Annotated in this window: 16 protein-coding genes; 7 read left to right on the forward strand and 9 right to left on the reverse strand. The window is 48.2% G+C overall.

The window, feature by feature from the left end; genetic code table 11:
- Positions 1-4 precede the first annotated feature (4 nt).
- The 3 genes from EL645_RS32955 to EL645_RS32965 are packed head-to-tail and all read right to left on the reverse strand — an operon-like array spanning position 5 to position 2,473.
- Positions 5-298, reverse strand: coding sequence for a hypothetical protein (locus EL645_RS32955; protein ID WP_126556706.1), 294 nt, complete (start codon positions 296-298; stop codon positions 5-7).
- A 42-nt stretch (positions 299-340) separates the two neighbouring features.
- The gene (locus EL645_RS32960; protein WP_161977896.1) at positions 341-1,063 is read right to left on the reverse strand and encodes a CHAP domain-containing protein; all 723 of its coding nucleotides are present in this window, start codon (positions 1,061-1,063) and stop codon (positions 341-343) included.
- Positions 1,064-1,078: 15 nt separating this feature from the next.
- A complete protein-coding gene (locus EL645_RS32965) occupies positions 1,079-2,473 on the reverse strand; it encodes a hypothetical protein (RefSeq protein WP_161977897.1) in 1,395 nt (464 codons plus the stop codon).
- A 374-nt stretch (positions 2,474-2,847) separates the two neighbouring features.
- On the opposite strand from EL645_RS32965, the gene EL645_RS44725 reads away from it, so the two are divergent.
- The gene (locus EL645_RS44725) at positions 2,848-2,982 is read left to right on the forward strand and encodes a hypothetical protein (RefSeq protein WP_281276445.1); all 135 of its coding nucleotides are present in this window, start codon (positions 2,848-2,850) and stop codon (positions 2,980-2,982) included.
- Here EL645_RS44725 and EL645_RS32970 read toward each other — a convergent pair.
- Both EL645_RS32970 and EL645_RS32975 read right to left on the reverse strand, forming a co-directional pair.
- Entirely contained in the window at positions 2,972-3,157 is a 186-nt protein-coding gene (locus EL645_RS32970) for an IS3 family transposase (RefSeq protein ID WP_126556709.1), read from the reverse strand. The genes EL645_RS44725 and EL645_RS32970 overlap by 11 nt on opposite strands.
- Positions 3,158-3,215: 58 nt before the next feature.
- On the reverse strand, positions 3,216-3,851 hold the full coding sequence (locus EL645_RS32975) for a hypothetical protein (protein WP_126556710.1): 636 nt from the start codon (positions 3,849-3,851) through the stop codon (positions 3,216-3,218).
- Positions 3,852-4,412: 561 nt separating this feature from the next.
- On the opposite strand from EL645_RS32975, the gene EL645_RS32980 reads away from it, so the two are divergent.
- The 4 genes from EL645_RS32980 to EL645_RS32995 all read left to right on the forward strand — a co-directional run bounded on the left by EL645_RS32980 (position 4,413) and on the right by EL645_RS32995 (position 8,959).
- A complete protein-coding gene (locus tag EL645_RS32980; protein ID WP_126556711.1) occupies positions 4,413-4,673 on the forward strand; it encodes a hypothetical protein in 261 nt (86 codons plus the stop codon).
- Between the two features lie 810 nt (positions 4,674-5,483).
- Positions 5,484-6,395: a serine/threonine protein kinase gene (locus tag EL645_RS32985; protein WP_126556712.1), complete on the forward strand. Its 912-nt coding sequence runs from the start codon at positions 5,484-5,486 to the stop codon at positions 6,393-6,395.
- A 69-nt stretch (positions 6,396-6,464) separates the two neighbouring features.
- Entirely contained in the window at positions 6,465-7,595 is a 1,131-nt protein-coding gene (locus tag EL645_RS32990) for a hypothetical protein (RefSeq protein ID WP_126556713.1), read from the forward strand.
- 62 nt (positions 7,596-7,657) lie between these two features.
- The gene (locus EL645_RS32995) at positions 7,658-8,959 is read left to right on the forward strand and encodes a DUF7019 family protein (RefSeq protein WP_126556714.1); all 1,302 of its coding nucleotides are present in this window, start codon (positions 7,658-7,660) and stop codon (positions 8,957-8,959) included.
- A gap of 121 nt (positions 8,960-9,080) precedes the next feature.
- On the opposite strand, the gene EL645_RS33000 is transcribed toward EL645_RS32995, so the two are convergent.
- Both EL645_RS33000 and EL645_RS33005 read right to left on the reverse strand, forming a co-directional pair.
- The gene (locus EL645_RS33000; RefSeq protein WP_126556715.1) at positions 9,081-10,586 is read right to left on the reverse strand and encodes a P-loop NTPase family protein; all 1,506 of its coding nucleotides are present in this window, start codon (positions 10,584-10,586) and stop codon (positions 9,081-9,083) included.
- Between the two features lie 77 nt (positions 10,587-10,663).
- Positions 10,664-11,299 carry a hypothetical protein gene (locus EL645_RS33005; RefSeq protein ID WP_126556716.1) on the reverse strand — a complete coding sequence of 212 codons (636 nt, stop codon included), beginning with the start codon at positions 11,297-11,299 and terminating at the stop codon, positions 10,664-10,666.
- Positions 11,300-11,447: 148 nt separating this feature from the next.
- On the opposite strand from EL645_RS33005, the gene istA reads away from it, so the two are divergent.
- Both istA and istB read left to right on the forward strand, forming a co-directional pair.
- Positions 11,448-12,698, forward strand: coding sequence for an IS21 family transposase (gene istA / locus EL645_RS33010; RefSeq protein ID WP_126548761.1), 1,251 nt, complete (start codon positions 11,448-11,450; stop codon positions 12,696-12,698).
- Positions 12,695-13,489: an IS21-like element helper ATPase IstB gene (gene istB, locus EL645_RS33015; protein WP_126548762.1), complete on the forward strand. Its 795-nt coding sequence runs from the start codon at positions 12,695-12,697 to the stop codon at positions 13,487-13,489. The genes istA and istB overlap by 4 nt, the downstream gene beginning before the upstream one ends.
- Before the next feature lie 103 nt (positions 13,490-13,592).
- Here istB and EL645_RS33020 read toward each other — a convergent pair whose 3' ends face one another.
- Positions 13,593-15,113: a hypothetical protein gene (locus EL645_RS33020; RefSeq protein ID WP_126556717.1), complete on the reverse strand. Its 1,521-nt coding sequence runs from the start codon at positions 15,111-15,113 to the stop codon at positions 13,593-13,595.
- Complete coding sequence (locus EL645_RS33025; protein WP_126556718.1) at positions 15,017-16,525, reverse strand: DUF6094 domain-containing protein; 1,509 nt, start codon at positions 16,523-16,525, stop codon at positions 15,017-15,019. Before EL645_RS33025 ends, EL645_RS33020 begins: the two co-directional genes overlap by 97 nt.
- Positions 16,526-16,534 lie beyond the last annotated feature (9 nt).

Below are 16,534 nucleotides of genomic sequence, written 5' to 3' on the forward strand. Positions count from 1 at the left end.
CTCCTTATTTTTGAAACAACCGTGCCAGGGTTGGTCCAAAATTGACCGCGACTGCGACAAGAATGCCACCGGCAACGGCAGCACCAATCGCGCGTTTCGCATGGACCCCATTTTGCGCGTCACCAATGGAGGTCATATATAAATAGCCAGCAATCACCAGCACAAAAATAAGCACATCACCTAGATAGCCAGCCAGGAGATTCGCCACACCGCTGATCGCCGATCCAATATCAGCCACCACGAAGCCATGCAGTAAAGTGAGAGAGAGCAAAGAAGCCAGAATATATGAAGACCACATAGAAGACATCCTTTCGATAGCTATAAGAAAAACAACATAAGATTACGCGCCTTGATGGCGGATATAGCCCAACACCTGATAGCCAGGCCAGGTCTCAAGCGTCCCATCCTGGTGCAGAGGCATGGTGTACCAGTTGCCGGGATTTTGCAGGTGGGCGGCATCCCAGCGGTTTCCCTGGCCATTCCCTTGCGCGACGGTGACAAAACCAGCATGCCCCGATGTAGGTTTCTCAACCTCCATAACAATGGCAATATGACCAAAGTGTCCCCCCTGCCAGATCACCATATCGCCAGGCTGGGGATAACCATTCGTCGTCGCGATACGCACCCATCCAGGTTGATGCGCATAGTTAGGCCAGAACGTGATCGCGTCGCCTACATACGGGAGGCGCATGCCACTCAAATAAAAAGCGCCGGTGACAAATTCGACACATTGCAGATTCCCGCTGACCGCCACATCACAAATCACACCATTGAAACCACACGAGTCCACCCAAAATTGATACACCGATTGCATAATCGGATCATGAGAGATACTGTATTCATTGGACATCAATCCATAGACTCGCTCTTCCAATACCTGCGCAGACGTCGCAATCTGCGTATCACTCGCGGATGCCCCGGTGATGACACTGCCGCCTCCAGCAGGCCCTCCCGAGCCCGTCAAAACAGCGCCAAAAGACGCCAGCAGGACCACAACAAAGAGCACAACCACGCAGACACCGCCAATCACGGCAGAGACAGCCAGGCCCAAGAAGCGAAGCATATTCATTCTCGCTTTCTAGGCTTTGTGCAAGATGGCTTGTTCCGCCACTGCTTGCGCGGCCCGCCCAATATCGCGATGCACATCACCGACACTGGCTCGGAGCACATTGGACAACAACATTCCTGGCAACTTAAAGGCGATATACAACGTCGCAATGCCAACCAGAATGGAGATCACGCTGTAGGTGGCATGACCAAAACTGGTGATCAGCACCGTACCTAAACCAATACAGACTGTCTGGAAAAATTGCAGGAGTAACGTCGAAACAAACGCCTGCACCCAGAGGCGCCCCCAGGCCAGCGTGTGTGGTAAAGCAAAACACAACAGACCAAACGGAGCCACCACAATCAGGAAATCCAGCAGGCCAATGCGCACCAACATCTGAATGCACAACAGCACAGACATCACGACATCGATCAAATAGGTGAAGACCTCATACTCAGGCGCAGTGGCCCAATTGATAATTCCCAGAGGCAGAGAGAGATTCCCTACACCAGCCGTTGCCAGCGCTCCAAGAAAGCCAGTGCATAAGGCATTCTGAACCTCAATGAACTGCGTGATAAAAAAGAGACTGCCAGTGCCCGCAATGCCCGCAAACAAAAGGCGGGGAGCCAGTTCGCGCAGCAGATGCGATTGACCCAGCACGGTATGATAGCCACTGATGACAAGCACCAGCACCAAAATGCTATCCATCACCCCGACCATCCAGGCATGAAGATGAGCCACCACAGGTTGATGGTAGGTCAATCCATCAGGCGTAAAAAAGAGAAAGCCAAACGTTTTGGCCCAGGTCAGAACACCCTGAAAGAAATCATTCAAACCATGAGCAAACGAGGAAAAGAGTCCATTCAGGATATCCTGGACCCAATTGGCCCCCACATCACCAGACGGTACCGTTGAAGGCAAAACATTGGTATCCATTGAATGAGACTGCACATAGCGGGTGTAGATGCCCATCCAACCAATCGTGCATAACTCACCTTTCACCGGATCATAACTGACATCACCCGCCTTCTGTACTGGCTGCTGCTGTGGCGTCAGCAGTTTCTTTAATGCTGTAACCCCTGGCACATCCTTGATCGAAAAGCCAAACGTCTGGAACACCGTTGCCGGTGAGCCACACACTTTTTGATTCACAATTGGCGTATTGCTCTGAACACTCCGTCCTCCACCATAGCCACGAACAGGCTGGGAGAGAGAAGATACAGCAGAAATGGGAAGCAACCAGATGCCAAAGAGCAAACTACTCACAAAGAACAGGCTCGTGATGGCGAGAGGCCATCGGCTAGATGATGGCCTGAAACGATTTCCAGAAAACACTGACAGCAAAAAGACAGGATCAGCGAGCATTCGGGACACAGAGAAACACATATGCTGAACGTGTCGATAGGGAGGTTGAAGTTTGATCACATTACAGGGTCCTTTCCACATAGTCACAAGTCACTCTGTCTATGCATAAGCATAAGCTGGAAAGGCTCATGAGGATGGGAACCATTGTGAAGTTTTCAAGGCATGAAGAACTCATAGAGCTAGTAAACTATGCTAATTTAGGAGAAAGAAGAGTATCGAAGGTTTATGTAGAAAAGATAATCTATCGAAACCGTCATCACTTATGCACGACGTGTGGATTCATACACAGCTTTATTGAACTCTGTTTACTTGTATTCCAAAGATTGCTTGACGCACATGTTAGGCTTCCACCTAGAGAGCCAGTTTAATGAGTAGCGTCAGGCTCTTTTACAAAAAAAGACGACACATCTACTCTTTGGAAGGATTCAAGAGATATGCAGCAGTTATCTAGTTTACTGGCTGAACTCCAGGAGATTTCTCCGATGCCAAACGATGAAGCACTAGAGGAGCAACTAGAAGAGGGAGCCCATAAATGTTGTTGTCCCACTTTGAACGACTCTACGAAGTGAAAAGTCGATTCTTCACGACTTCAAATTGAACTGGGCTGAGATAGCCCAGAGTAGAGTGCTTACGCACCCGGTTATAGTACACCGAAATGTACTCAAAGAGGGCTGTGCGGGCCTCCTCATGGGACAGAAACGTGCCCGTGAGGTGCATTCCCGCTTGAGCGTTCCGAATCACCACATTGTCCCAACAATTGCCTTAAAGAGAAACAAAAAGAGAAGAGCAAAGGCTTTTTTTCCTATTCATAATAAGGAAACCAGCACAAGCCCGTTGACAAATTCACAGAAGGTATATGCAGCCTGAATTGTTGAAAAAGTTCGGAAGGAACAAGATAGCCTCCACATACTAAATCATCGACAGTAATTGTATGTGAGTATGTAATCCCAGATACTTCCTCTCCGATAATTGCCAGATCGAAAGGGGCTACCTCATAAATTTTCTCTGCAATTGTTATAAAGATGTGCTCGATATCACTGAGCCAAGGGTTTGTAGGTAAGAGTAAGGGATACTCCACATGATAAGCAAGTTCTAGCATTCCTGTGGGAATAGATAAGTCTAGCCAATCAGAACCATTTTCTTCTCGTATAATCAGGCTAAGACAACCTACATCCTTACCATTGGTTAGTTTGATCTTCCCGTGAAGTCGATGGTTTTCATCGGGCTCTAAAGAGAGAGGCAAAGGCATCAGACTAAAATGATCTACATCCTCTTCTTGGTAGGATCTTTTCACAGGACCTTCCATCGTGTGGTGATTCCAAAGGGTGTAAATAGCTTTCAAGAGTCGCTCATCATTATGTGGAGGAGCATATTCTATTGCTAATTCGTAGTAAGAACCTAACCAGTTCTCCTGATTGAGAAAAGCCTCTTTATCCATAAAAACCTCCTTTTAGCAGCAGGCTTATTCTGTCATTCATTAACACGAAAGGGTGAAGCTTCGCAAACATAAATAGGTTCATACTCACCTTCGAGAAATGAATTACTTGCGCCTCCTATATAGACGATTTATATTCGAGAACCAATTTCTTCTCCATATAATGAGATGTATAAACCTATAAAAACAACCCCTTCTAATCAGGGGCAATGTCAGTATAGCGCAATTAAGCAATGAGACGAGCAAAAAACACAAGCAAACAGTTTATCCAGAAAGATAATTCTAGTAGAGCTATCCAGTTTGCTGCAAGTGTATGTAATAATATCACCCCGAGTATTATGTAAGAGGACGGAGATTCATCGAAGATGATGATAGCACAACTTCGACGATGGTAATCACCCTCTCTCAGATGTTAAGCTTGAGGTATATGGAGACTATCGGGCCTGGCGAAAAGCTGCATTTCCCCTCCCACCCAATCACCACTTCCCTGGCGCCCTGAATGACCATCCATTTCGCTGGTTCCTACAATGGTATATTCCTGGCTGCCAGATACTCAGAAAAAAAGTGCAGCCCCATGACGCAACGACTACAATGGACATCATCACCATCATCAATCCAGATGAACAAAGGCAATCGATGGTACAATTTTCAGGCGGAACCGAGTGGCAAATAACCACCTATGGCATTGATAATCTCTGGAACGAACTCATGAACACATATGACATCTTCGAACGTTTAGGCAAACCACACGCGTCCGAGTATAAGCTAGTAGTCACAGATAATGCAGCCAGACTGACCATACAAACCCTGGAATTATCGGTGTAGGTCAACTACATCTTTACATGCGTCGAGGAAGCACTATTTATGCATGAATAGTGCTTCCTCTGCTTATCTGAAATGATACACTAAAAAAACACGGCTGTGAGGAACCTCTAAGATATCAGAAAATTTCCTGCGATTGATTCCAGTTGATCCGCTCTATGTACCTACTCTCACCGCACAACATCAAGCACTCAACCTACTTACCTCGCTTCTGCAAGGAAGTGAGATTCAGTCTATAGTGACTGAGAATGTCTCTTTTATCGATCCAGGAAGTAATTTAGAACACATCCATTGCTCTCTTTGCGACACCATTGTTTCAATAGAGTGGTGGAGTCTGGCGATGGATTGGGCGTATAGTGACAATCAATTTCGAAATTTGACTGTTATCATGCCTTGCTGCAAGATGCGTTCCTCTCTCAACGATTTGCGTTACCAGTGGCCAGCAGGATTCGCTCGTTTTTGCTTGGAGGCCCGCTCACCAGGAAGAGATCTAACGGAACAGCAGATATCTCTTTTTGAGCCTATTTTGGAATGCCCCGTACGCAAGATATGGACGCACTATTAAAGATAGGATAGATAATAGTTGTCAATCATAAGTTAAGAGAAAAATGCTCAAACGGAAAAAGGGGCACAAAAATACTACTAATTCCTTAGTTTCTTGAAAATATACCAGCAAATCATGTAATATTATTTATGTGACATGATAGTTATTATCTATTAGGGCAGCGAGTGATAAATTAGATAATTTTTCATGTTTCTAGTATCTTAAATGCATGTGTCATCTTACATAGAGTGGAGGGATTGGCATCAGTTATGGCGAAAGAAGGCCAGGGGCAAATGCCAGCAACATTCAGACACGATGGCAAGTTGTATCATCCGATAGATATTTTGCGCCATGGCAATAAAAAATATCTTATACTACAAAAATGGCAAGAAAGATATAAAGCATTTGATCCTCACATGCAATCTATACGATCTATTCGTGTTCGTACATCAGGCGTGAAATACGAGATGAAGTTAATTCAACTCTCCATGATACATAACTACAGTCTCCCTCACATTTACGATTTTTTTAAAGATGAACATAATGAATATCTAGTACACGACTGGTTTGAAGGGCTCACTTTAAGACTGTATTTAGATCGAAACACAAAAAAGCACCCCTATTTTCAGGTTGATAGAACATATTATTTAATGAAGGGGTTGATTACCGGGTTAAACCGCTTTCACCAATTAGGGGTCATACATGGCGACATTAAACCTGACAATATTATTGTCACACCAAAAATTCGTCTTGTTCTCATTGATTTTGGAGCAGCTTGGACAGGAGCAAGAACTGATTACCGCAATCAAGAAATGACTATTCCTTATGCTTCACCAGAGCAATATCGCCGTGAAAAATTTGTTGACTGCCGCACGGATCAGTTTGCAGTCTCTGTCATTCTTTACCAAATGCTCACAGGAGAATTCCCGTATAGCCAATATCCGAATGTAAATCCTCGTGTTCCTGTGATACCTCCAGAACGCATAAACAAAAATGTTGGTACAGAACTTAGCCACATAGTCATGAAAGGACTAAGTCTAGACAAAAATCAACGTTATGATACTAGTCAGGCCTGGCTCCAAGCTTATCTTTCTATTGAAGAAAAATTTAAAGCTCAAAATCACCAATCACCATTAACACCAGTATTAACACCATGGCAAAAATTCATGTCGATATTTTAAGTAATCACTTAAATATCGACTCGATTTACAATTGATTGTTAACATTACTTGCTCTGTAAGGTGCAACGCATGAAACGAAATTTTTTTTACAGACTTGCCCAGACACTATTCTCACAGCCAGTTATCCCGAGTGAGGATCCTCCACCACAGATCATAAATGTGCAACCATTACAAAAAAATCGAAGCCGCATGGTGGCTGACCATAATGATCCCTGGATTTCTGTTAGCTTACTTGCCGAGAACACTTATTGTCCTCGTGCTGGAATCATTCAATTTGAAGAGAATTTAGAAGATGTCGGTGAAGAAGATATGTTTATCGGCAGCGGACAGAAACAAACGGAGTTGTTTTATGAACTTGCCAGATTAAAACAAACGATTGACCAACTGAATAAAACTATACGTCATAGCTGGAAGATTTTTCTTTGGTTAGTTGCTAGCATATTCATCTCTCTTTTGGCTGCTAACGTAGTAGCTATTATAGCAAATGCACTTAATGCTAGTTCTATTGGGACTATAGTTATGAATTTACTAGGATTTTTATATCTTGCTATTTTTATTGCTATTATCATATCTATAAGCTCACTAACATCAAAGTATTTTTATAGACATGAACTAAAAAAACAATACAATTATGCCATAAGCGTACATGCTTATATTCCTCTTTTTGATCATTCGCAACCCATTCAATTATCCTGGTGGAATTTGATGAATGCTGGCTTCCAACTTGTAAGGCCAATTGAACAATATCGCGATCCAAAATGGCATCTCGCCGGGAGACCCTGGCGCATTTTGGTTCGAGGGGATGTACGTATTCCAGTTTTCCGCCGTCGACCAAACCGCAATGATAAAGGCAATCGATTATTCAAACAACATTTTGTTCGTATGGCGGCATATTGTCATTTATTAGAGAAGTGCGAGCATGGTAAAAGCCCATTTGGGCTTGTATTAGAAAAAGGAACATATAGCTGTGTGACAGTTCCTTATAATCCATCATCTAAAAAAGCATTTCATGATAGTTTGATCCAAGCGCGCAAAACTATTTGTAATATAGGTGTGCTTTTCCCTCCTCCTGCACGCAATTGGCAAGCTTGCATTTTTTGTCCTCATAGTCGTCGTGAACGTTACACAATGGCTAGCACATGTGGAAATCGATTCAATTGGATTCCACCTAATTATAGAGATCAACAAAGTTACTATTGATCGAGCTATTAGCTATACAAAATCACTACGATCAGCATACTTAAGAGGAGCTTATTTGTATCATGAATAAGAAAACAGAGGAAGAGTCAAAAGATTCTTCAATTTTCAGTGCCATCAATACTATTGCCAGTTCTGCCCAAAAGCTTACAGGAGCAGATCATGGTTCAATACTCGTGTTACTTATATGCCTCCTCGTTATTATAGCCCTGCTATTTTTCTGGAAATCCTCAAACCCTTTAACGATAACAGTCGTCATATTAATTCTTCTTCTTTTCATTGGTACTTCTATATACGTTATCGCAAAAATGTATCATAAAGACAAAAACAACACAAAAATAGAAGAAAGGCGCAAAGACAGAGAAGCTAAATATACGGGGCATACCATTGAGATTGTTGTCGCAAAAGAAAAATCCCCAGCTGACGTCATACCTGATGCCGAGGTTATTTTGAGCACAACAGATAGAAGGCAGGAGAAAACAGATCGAAATGGCCGTACATTAATTAAATTCAACCCACAAGATATGGATAAAAAAAAATGGTTAACAATACGTGCAAACGGGTTTGAGGAAAAAAAATTAAACATTTTACTAAAACCAAGTGATGAATATCACATTGAACTTAAACCCATCCAACATAAAAATAGGTACTTTGACCAGATTGATGCCCTGGATTTCATTTATGTTTCAGATGCTAAAATTGCCAAACAACAGCAATTAATATGGCAAGAAGAACATATACCAACAATTCCACATCGTATTCGCGATCTAGATACAGTTCTGGCCCATTTACAAAAAAACAAACGCATTGGAACTATTCAAAGTGATAAGGGCTTTATTGAAGGGGAATGTGAATTACGATGGGGTGTAGTAGAATGGCAAATAAATGACAATGTTCCTTCAGCCTGTTTCTTCTTTTCTATCGACACCGATCCCATGCTATTAATGGCTGGATCTATGTATCATCTTTACGACAAAAATCCCCAGAGAGCATACAACTATAGCATGTCACCCAGCAGCATTCCATCTATGTTTCAAGCAATTAAATTTGCCATTTCACAAAACCAAACTTGGGCTAATGCGATCAGTGGAAATGCTTATGACTACTTATTTGCGCTTAGCTTTATGCAAGATAAACAACTTGACAATCTACGTATCCACAATCTATCGACAGATTTTCAAAAACAACGAATGAGATTTGTTGCCCGAAGCCATAAAAAGCTCATCCCACCCACGAACGAACAAATACAACAGCTTTTTATCAACCATACAGTCAAGGAAAGCGACAAAATATCTATAATAAAATTAATGGCAAATGCTCGAGATATTCAAATTTGCTCACCTCTCTATGTACTAGAAGTTAAGTAACATAGAGTCTTATAGAGAAGTGATGATTAGATATATTACTCATTAAAGATTCTTAATAACCCTGGTTTCTTGCACAGAGACCCTTCTTTTGAAGAGTCCCTGCGTGATTCATTGTACAATCTTAAACCAGGCACTCGTTCTTTGCTCGTTCGGCCAGTTCATGGCTGAACAGTTGGAAGGTGATGGCCTGATAGTTTCGATCGGGTCTGGCTTGCTGTAGGAAAGCAAGGGCTTCTTCTTGTCGATGGAAGCCTGTGTGGCGTTTCTCGATGGGAGTGTGGTCGTCGACAAAGTAGCGTATGGCCAGGGTTCCTAGTAGATCTATTTGCCAGATGGCATAGCGTATGGTGGGTTTTGAAGATACTGCAGGGTTTGTATGCTCTGGGTTTTGGTGGTCTGATATGTGTTCTGGGACCTGCGTATCGACATAATCCCAGAGTGACGGCGCGGTTGAAACCTGCTTGCTCTTTTTCTGAGATGCATGACTATGGGGTGGCTTCATGGTTGGCTGGACCTCCTCTGATGGTGTGATGACGGGAATGTCGCGAACGTGAACCTGGATTTTGCTTTTCGGATTCCGGGTGGTAGCTTTTTTCTTTTTGCTAGTAGAACATTGACGCGCCAGCGCGATGTGGTCAATATTGCCAAAGAGCAAGGTAGGCGCTATCGAATTCACCACGGGCGCTTTATTAGATGAAGCTACAGGTATTAATGCCATGGGCGAAACGATCTCTTCCTGTGATGTTTCAGGCTGGTGGATGTGATCATCGTGAGCGGGCAACTCGCTAGAAGGTAAGATCCCCTCTGCTAGAGGTGGCCGTTCTTGCGATGGCTCCGAGGTACTAAGTCTGGTATCTCTGCGTGGTGGCAAGATGGAGTGACGCTCGAGACGCTGGACAGGTGTTTTAGTTGGTGACTTGGCCCAGACATCTGGATGCGTTGAACTATAGAAAACAGGCAAGCGGTCAGGGAGCATATCGCTGGCTCCAAACCAGGTGCGGCCGTGCTTGAGTGCCTGGGATTCTTCGTTAGCGCGACGCGCAAAGGCCTGGGTCAGTTCGCTGGCATCATCGTTGCTGAGTAGGGAGAAGAGCGATGAGGAGGATGCATCCTCGTCAATGAGGAGTTCTGCCTCAACAGTTGCGGAGAAGCGGGCAAGCGTGGTCTCGTCAGCGCCGGCTTCTTCAATGAGGGCTCCTCGGGCTGGTTCTCCGGCGAATGCAGCAGCGGCCCCACTTTGAGCTCCAAGTTTGCGCATCTTTTGATGTCCGACGGTCCCGGCATAGGCCAGATAGTAGATACGCACTTCTTCGCGTTTGCCTAATCGCCAGGCTCTCCTGGATGCCTGCTCAAGCATGAACAGGTTCAAGGCCATTTCCACCCAGATGATGGTGTCGACCACACTCTGGAGGTTGATGCCTTCGTTGACCCGAGAATATGGAACAATGGCTACACTCACAGGTGCGCCACCTTCAGAAGCCATACTCATGGCCTCGATGATACGCTGTTGCCGATCTTCCGGTTTGACGGTGTTGGGTAAGGTCCAACTTTTGACGCCAGCTTGTTGTAATACCCATTCCAGGCGACGAGCGGTGGAGCGTTCCTGATTCTGGTCGATGTATAACATCAGACGGCGGCCCTCCGCACGTTCTTTCTGGACGACTTCAAGCAGGCGCTTTTCCAGAGGATAGACATACTCCCAGGCTAATTGGGGCGTTTTGAGCAGGTATTGTTTTTCCTGGGCATCCCCCAGATGGACCGTTTGGTTTGCCAGAGTTCATATGGTTTCTCGCAGGGTAAAACTGCAAACCAGCGCGGAATTGTGCCCTGAGCCATACGGGCTGCTGGATTGCCTTTTTGGGCTCGATCGGCCAGCGACTTCACCACGCCCAGATAGGCTCCAAGCAAATCATGCTCGTGTACCCAGGCTTTCAGTTGCGCGCTCTCTTCTTGTGCTTGGACCAGGGCCAGTTGGGCCTGCTCCTCTTGTCGACTCCACTCCTGCAAAGCCTCACGATCGGTCACGCCATCACGTACGGCATCGAAAAGTCGCTGTTTTTCTTGCTGTAGAGCGGCCAGAGCCTTGCGCGGTGCAACCAGGATCTCTTCTGCTTGCCGCGCCTTTTCATCCACCTGCGGATCTTGCATCGAGACAATCTCTGGGATCTCTACTTTCGCAGGCATAAATGCTCCGACATCCAGCACAGTCAGAAAACAGAGATCTTCCAGCAAAGAGGGGAGTAATTTGGCGGAAAGGCCTGGAGCAGGTACGGTAGAGACCTGGACATTGGATTTACCGCTGCCACGCCTGGCGTCCGCTTCATATTCCTTAACCCACATCTGTATCACCCCGTAACGGTGGAGTGCCTCCGACACCTGCTTCCAGTATTAAGGACGGTGTATACTCGAGCCGGTGAAGAATTGACCGACCCCCAAGAAGGCGGTAGACTGAGGATATAAACACAACAATATTCTCAGGAGACCGACCATGCTTAGGAGTCAGACAGTGCTAACAATACACGATCTTTACACACAGGGGAAGAATGTACAGGAAATTGCTCAGGAGTTGGAGATCTCACGCACAACGGTACGCAAATACTTGAAACATCCCGAGGCGGTGATCCCGAAACCGCGTCCGGTGCGTCCCTCCAAGCTTGATCCATTTAAAGAACAGATCAAGAAGTGGGTCATGGAAGACCATTGCACCAATTGCGAGGTGATCTTCGAGCGGTTACAGAAGATGGGCTACACCGGCAGGATCAGTATCCTCAAGGAATACGTGCAGCCGCTGCGGGCTGCAGTGGCTGGCCACGCGCCCGTACAACGATACGAAACCAATCCAGGAGAGCAGGTTCAATTCGATTGGGGCGAGTTTGTATACGAGCATGAGGGTCAGATGCGTAAATTTTATGGATTTACGGCTATCCTTGGCTATTCACGCATGCGCTTTGTGACCTTTGTGAAGCGTTGCGACACACCCACGCTCATCCGCTGCTTAATGGAGGCATTTGAGTACTTTGGTGGCTTAACGAAGGTTGCGCTGACGGATCGCATGAAGAGCGTCCTCTTAGAAATGGAGGAGAACAAGCCGCGGTGGAATCCCCGCTTTGCCGATTTCATGGTTTCCATTGGAGTTGGCGCACGCGTCTGCAAGCCGTACACACCACAAACGAAGGGCAAAGTCGAGCGTACAGTCAGCCATGTCAAGAAGAGTTTATGGGGTGGGGTCACCTTTACCGATCTGGATGATCTCAATCGCCAGGCGCATGCGTGGTGCGAGCGTATCAACTCCCGTGTGCATCGCACGACCCATGCACGGCCCGTGGATCGCCTTGCCGAAGAGAAGCTGCTGCCCTTGCCCCAAGACTTTGCTTGGGAACGCTTCGCCACCGAAGAGCGCAAAGTCACCTGGGATGGCTACGTCTCCTACGATGGCGTGCTGTATGGGCTGCCAGGGACGCTGCAACTGGCAGGCAAACAGGTCCAGGTACGTGAGCGCAAGGGCTTGCTCACCGTCTGGTCGGCTGGCACTCAGGTGTTTGCTATCGAGAAGCGACCGCGCTCGCAAGAGAGCGTGCCGCACGCGGACCAGTGGAAGACCGTCGCCTCCGTCTCAGCTACCCGCCGTGCGCCCACGCCCTTAGGCCATTTGCAGCCTGCCCCGGACGTCGAAAGCCGTCCCCTCCAGGAGTATGATCAGTATTGTGGAGTCGTGACCATGCAGGAGGTGGTCGCATGAAGAAAGGAGTATACAAACAACTGAACTTAACGCACTTGGAAGCAGCACTGCCACACGTCCTAAATGCGGCCCGGCACGAGCAGTGGACCTATGAGATGTTGCTGGAACGAGCTCTGGCTGCGGAGTTAGATGGACGTGAGCAGAAGGCCATCGCTCGGCGGCTCAAAGCGGCGCGCATTCCTGGAAAAAAGACCTTGGATGGGTTCGATTTCTCCTTTCAGCCGACCCTTTCCGAACGGCGACTGCGGGAACTGGCGGATCTCTCGTTTGTGCGAACCTGTACCAATGTAGTCTTCCTCGGCCCTCCGGGGACAGGCAAAACACACTTGAGCTTGGCGTTGGCGGATCGAGCGCTCGCAGCAGGGCATTCCGTGTTGTTTACGACCCTGGCTGAGCTCGCACAGGCCCTGGAAAGTGCATCGCATCCTGGCCTCATGCGGCAGCGTCTGCGGCGCTATATCGCGCCCAGTCTGCTGGTCATCGACGAAGTCGGCTACACCAAGCTGTCACAGGAGCAGGCGCACCACTTCTTTGAGTTGGTGACGGCACGCTATGAGCATGGCTCGATCATCCTGACCTCCAACACGAGCTTTGCTCAATGGGGCGCTCTCCTGGGGGATGAAGTGCTTGCCACAGCACTGCTCGACAGGCTGCTTCACCATGCTGAGGTTATCCCCATTAATGGGCGCAGTTATCGCATGAAGGAGCGTCAGACCGAGCGTACGAGCCTCTCAGCCTCACCGGAAGTGGCTCTCAGCGCCACCGGCGGCAAATCTACCGGCGTTCGGTAAGCGGCGTTTGTGCGCCGGCGTTGGGATCACTTGATTCTGGCGCAGTTTGGTCGGCATTTGTTCGCCGGCGCTCATGGAATGTTGTTCTTTGGAGTTCGTTTCACTAGGGCGGCCAATTCTCAATCGGCTCGTGATTACACCGGCCTTGACACCAGGTCAGGCCCAGACGTTTCCAGAAGCGGGGATTGAAGCGATACCAGTAGAAGTAGAAGCTGGCTACATCGCCTCCATAATGAGTTCCACTGGTAAGCATGTGCGATTGTGCCGCACGCATCACCCGATGTAAGGCCCGAGCGATATCCGAGTTTTGCGCACGCCCATTATGGCTCTCATCGACAATAGACAGGGCCACACATCCCTCGAAGAAACGGATCAGATATTCATAGACCCCAAAGCTGTCTGGCGGTGGCGCAATCTGATCATAGTAATCAACAGATAATGGATCGGCAGCATGATGCACCTGGATGGTTGCCATCCCTTCCGAGGTGCGGGTGATACGAGTGGCTTGCCGAGCGGACAGCACCTGACAAGGATCTTTTTGCGCAGTTTCCACATGATCCACAGACACGCGTTTGCGCAGTGGTGGCTGGATCACGGTATCGATGACCTGTGTCCATTCTCGATAAGAGATCGATGGATATTTCTGCTGCGTTGTCTGCACACGCGCTTGGGTCCAGAGGGGTGTGCGCAGACTTTTTTGATGCTGGCGCGTTCGTTCTGCATTCCGTGTATGAACGCAGGTACACCACCGAGGCTTTTTCTCAAACCAGCCTCGACTCGTCACCACGCTCTTCAGACTCTCATTCTCCTCCTCATCTTCCTGCTGTAACAGCTCAGAACCATCATCACGCTGATCCGTTTTTGCTGGTTGCAGACGATCGGGAATGCCAAGGATCAGGCCAAAACAGTCCGGACACCGATAGTGCGTTTTTGTGCGCGCTTCCATCAATGGCTCCCCGGTGGCACGTGAGCGGTACCCAATCAACTGGTCATGTGGATCCAGGATTCCCTCTAGTTCAGGTAGAAGTTCGGCCGCTGGCTCCGTCACCAGATGATGTTCCGTGCTGTGCTTTTCTAGCATCGCTGGCTCCCAACTCCGGCCGGATCCACGTGGCTGCGATTGCGAGTGGGAACAGATGGCAATGACGGCGGGAGCCTCACTGACCGCGCAACGCTGGAGCCAGTACGTGATATCATCATACCGCTGCACCATAATGGTCTCCGCTTGTGGCCAGGCTGCATTGATCTCCCGGGCAAATTCCTTCGTCACTTTTTTGGGCGTCGTCACCAGCACGGGCAGCGAGAGTGGACCCGCCTGTTCTGGAAGCACCAACTCGCCTGAATCAATCCGGCGATACGCCACAATCTGCCTGGTGCTCTTATCCTCACGAATCTGCGCTTCCCCGTGAGCATTCTGTGGCAAGCGTTCCCCATAGACTGGCTCCAGATGTAACATGGCGCGGGTCCGGGGATTCTTGAGCCAGGTGCGGCGAAGCTGGCGCATCCATTGCGGCTGTGTATAACCATTCATGGTCCGATGCTGCTGCCACGCATACGCCTGTCTGGCTGCTGTTGCGACCGAAAGTCTGGTCTTGCCGGTTCCAGGTTCACCTTGAATGGCCACCAGTCCGCGCTCATCAAGGGTGCGCCCATGGCACAGACACGATGCATCTGCGCGGGAGCCAGTCCAGGAAAGGGAGCCTGGGGAAGTTGTTTATCGATTCCGAACTGGGTCAGCACGCGCAGTTCCCAATCTTCGGGATCCAATTGATATAGAGGTGGCCGCTTCTGCTGGGCGTAAGATGCCAGCGTGGAAATCCAGGGTGAGAGGAAATCAAAGACGGCGTTGCCCTCATAATAGCGCGTCTGCCCTTTTGAGAGATCCAGCACACCCAGCACTGGATAATCCTGCAACTGCCGGGCCGACGCTTTGATGACACCTTTATTGCGTAAATTCTCCCTGGTATCCGCATCCAGCGTCATCTTTGACCATTCAGATCCGACAAATGCCGTTAAGAGATACGGAGTGCCATCCAGATCAATCACCTCGCCTCCAAGCATCCCGGTCATAATCTCGGCAGCGACATGGGCGACACCAGTATAGGGCATCGCGGGACGCTCCAACAACGTCTCCTCTTGCCAGGTGGTAGCCTGGGCCCATTCTGCCGAGAGATAGGCTCCGGATCCGGGCTGCTCGGTGGTTCCCATCAATGTTTCCAGGATCAACGCCTCATCAGCATTCTGGATCTCAAAATAGGGAGCCGACGAAACGGTGGGAACCATATAGGGATCATCGATCGGGATCGCAGGAAGGGTTGGCGGAGCTACCTGACCCGCCCAATATTCTTCATCGTTGTGTTTGGGATCTTTGCGCCAGCGGTAAGCGAGCAAATCCTGAATGCGTGCATCATCCAGGTCACACTCGGCTGCCCGTTTCCGACCAACCACCACAAGCTGGGTATATTTCTCAAAAGGACTCTCTGTTTCGCCTTCCTCCAGCGACGGTACCTTCCAGACGCGTACCGCATCAAACCAGCGGTTCCAATACGTCACCATCTTGTGATCCCAGGCAGAGCGCGCGGGTAAAATAGCGACCAGAATACCATTATCCACAAGAGCCTCGGTCGTTCGAGTCACAAAGCGATACTCAGCACGGCGTCCGTTCACGAAAAAGTACGGAGGATTCAGGACCGCCAGACTGATACTCCTGGCTGGAAGCTTTACTCCTTCAATCGCGCTGGGAAGCAGTGTTGGGAGGAGAGGAGCCAAGCGTGCGCGAGCCGTCGCGGCACGTTCAGCACTAATCTCGATGCCAGTACAGCCAATACGGCAGTTCAGATCCAGATCCAACAACGGTAATAAAAGATCACCTTCACCTGCTGCTGGATCCAGCACGGTCACCAGGGAACCAGCAGGGGTGGCTCCCGATGGAGCAGCAGGGAAGGATAAAAGATGACGATAGATACGTTCACTGATACTCGCAGGTGTGCGTACAAATGAAGAATGCGAAAGGTTTTCCAGGGTTCCGTGAGCCATAGTAGAGAT

The sequence above is a fragment of the Dictyobacter kobayashii genome (genome assembly GCF_003967555.1).
GTDB lineage: Bacteria > Chloroflexota > Ktedonobacteria > Ktedonobacterales > Ktedonobacteraceae > Dictyobacter > Dictyobacter kobayashii.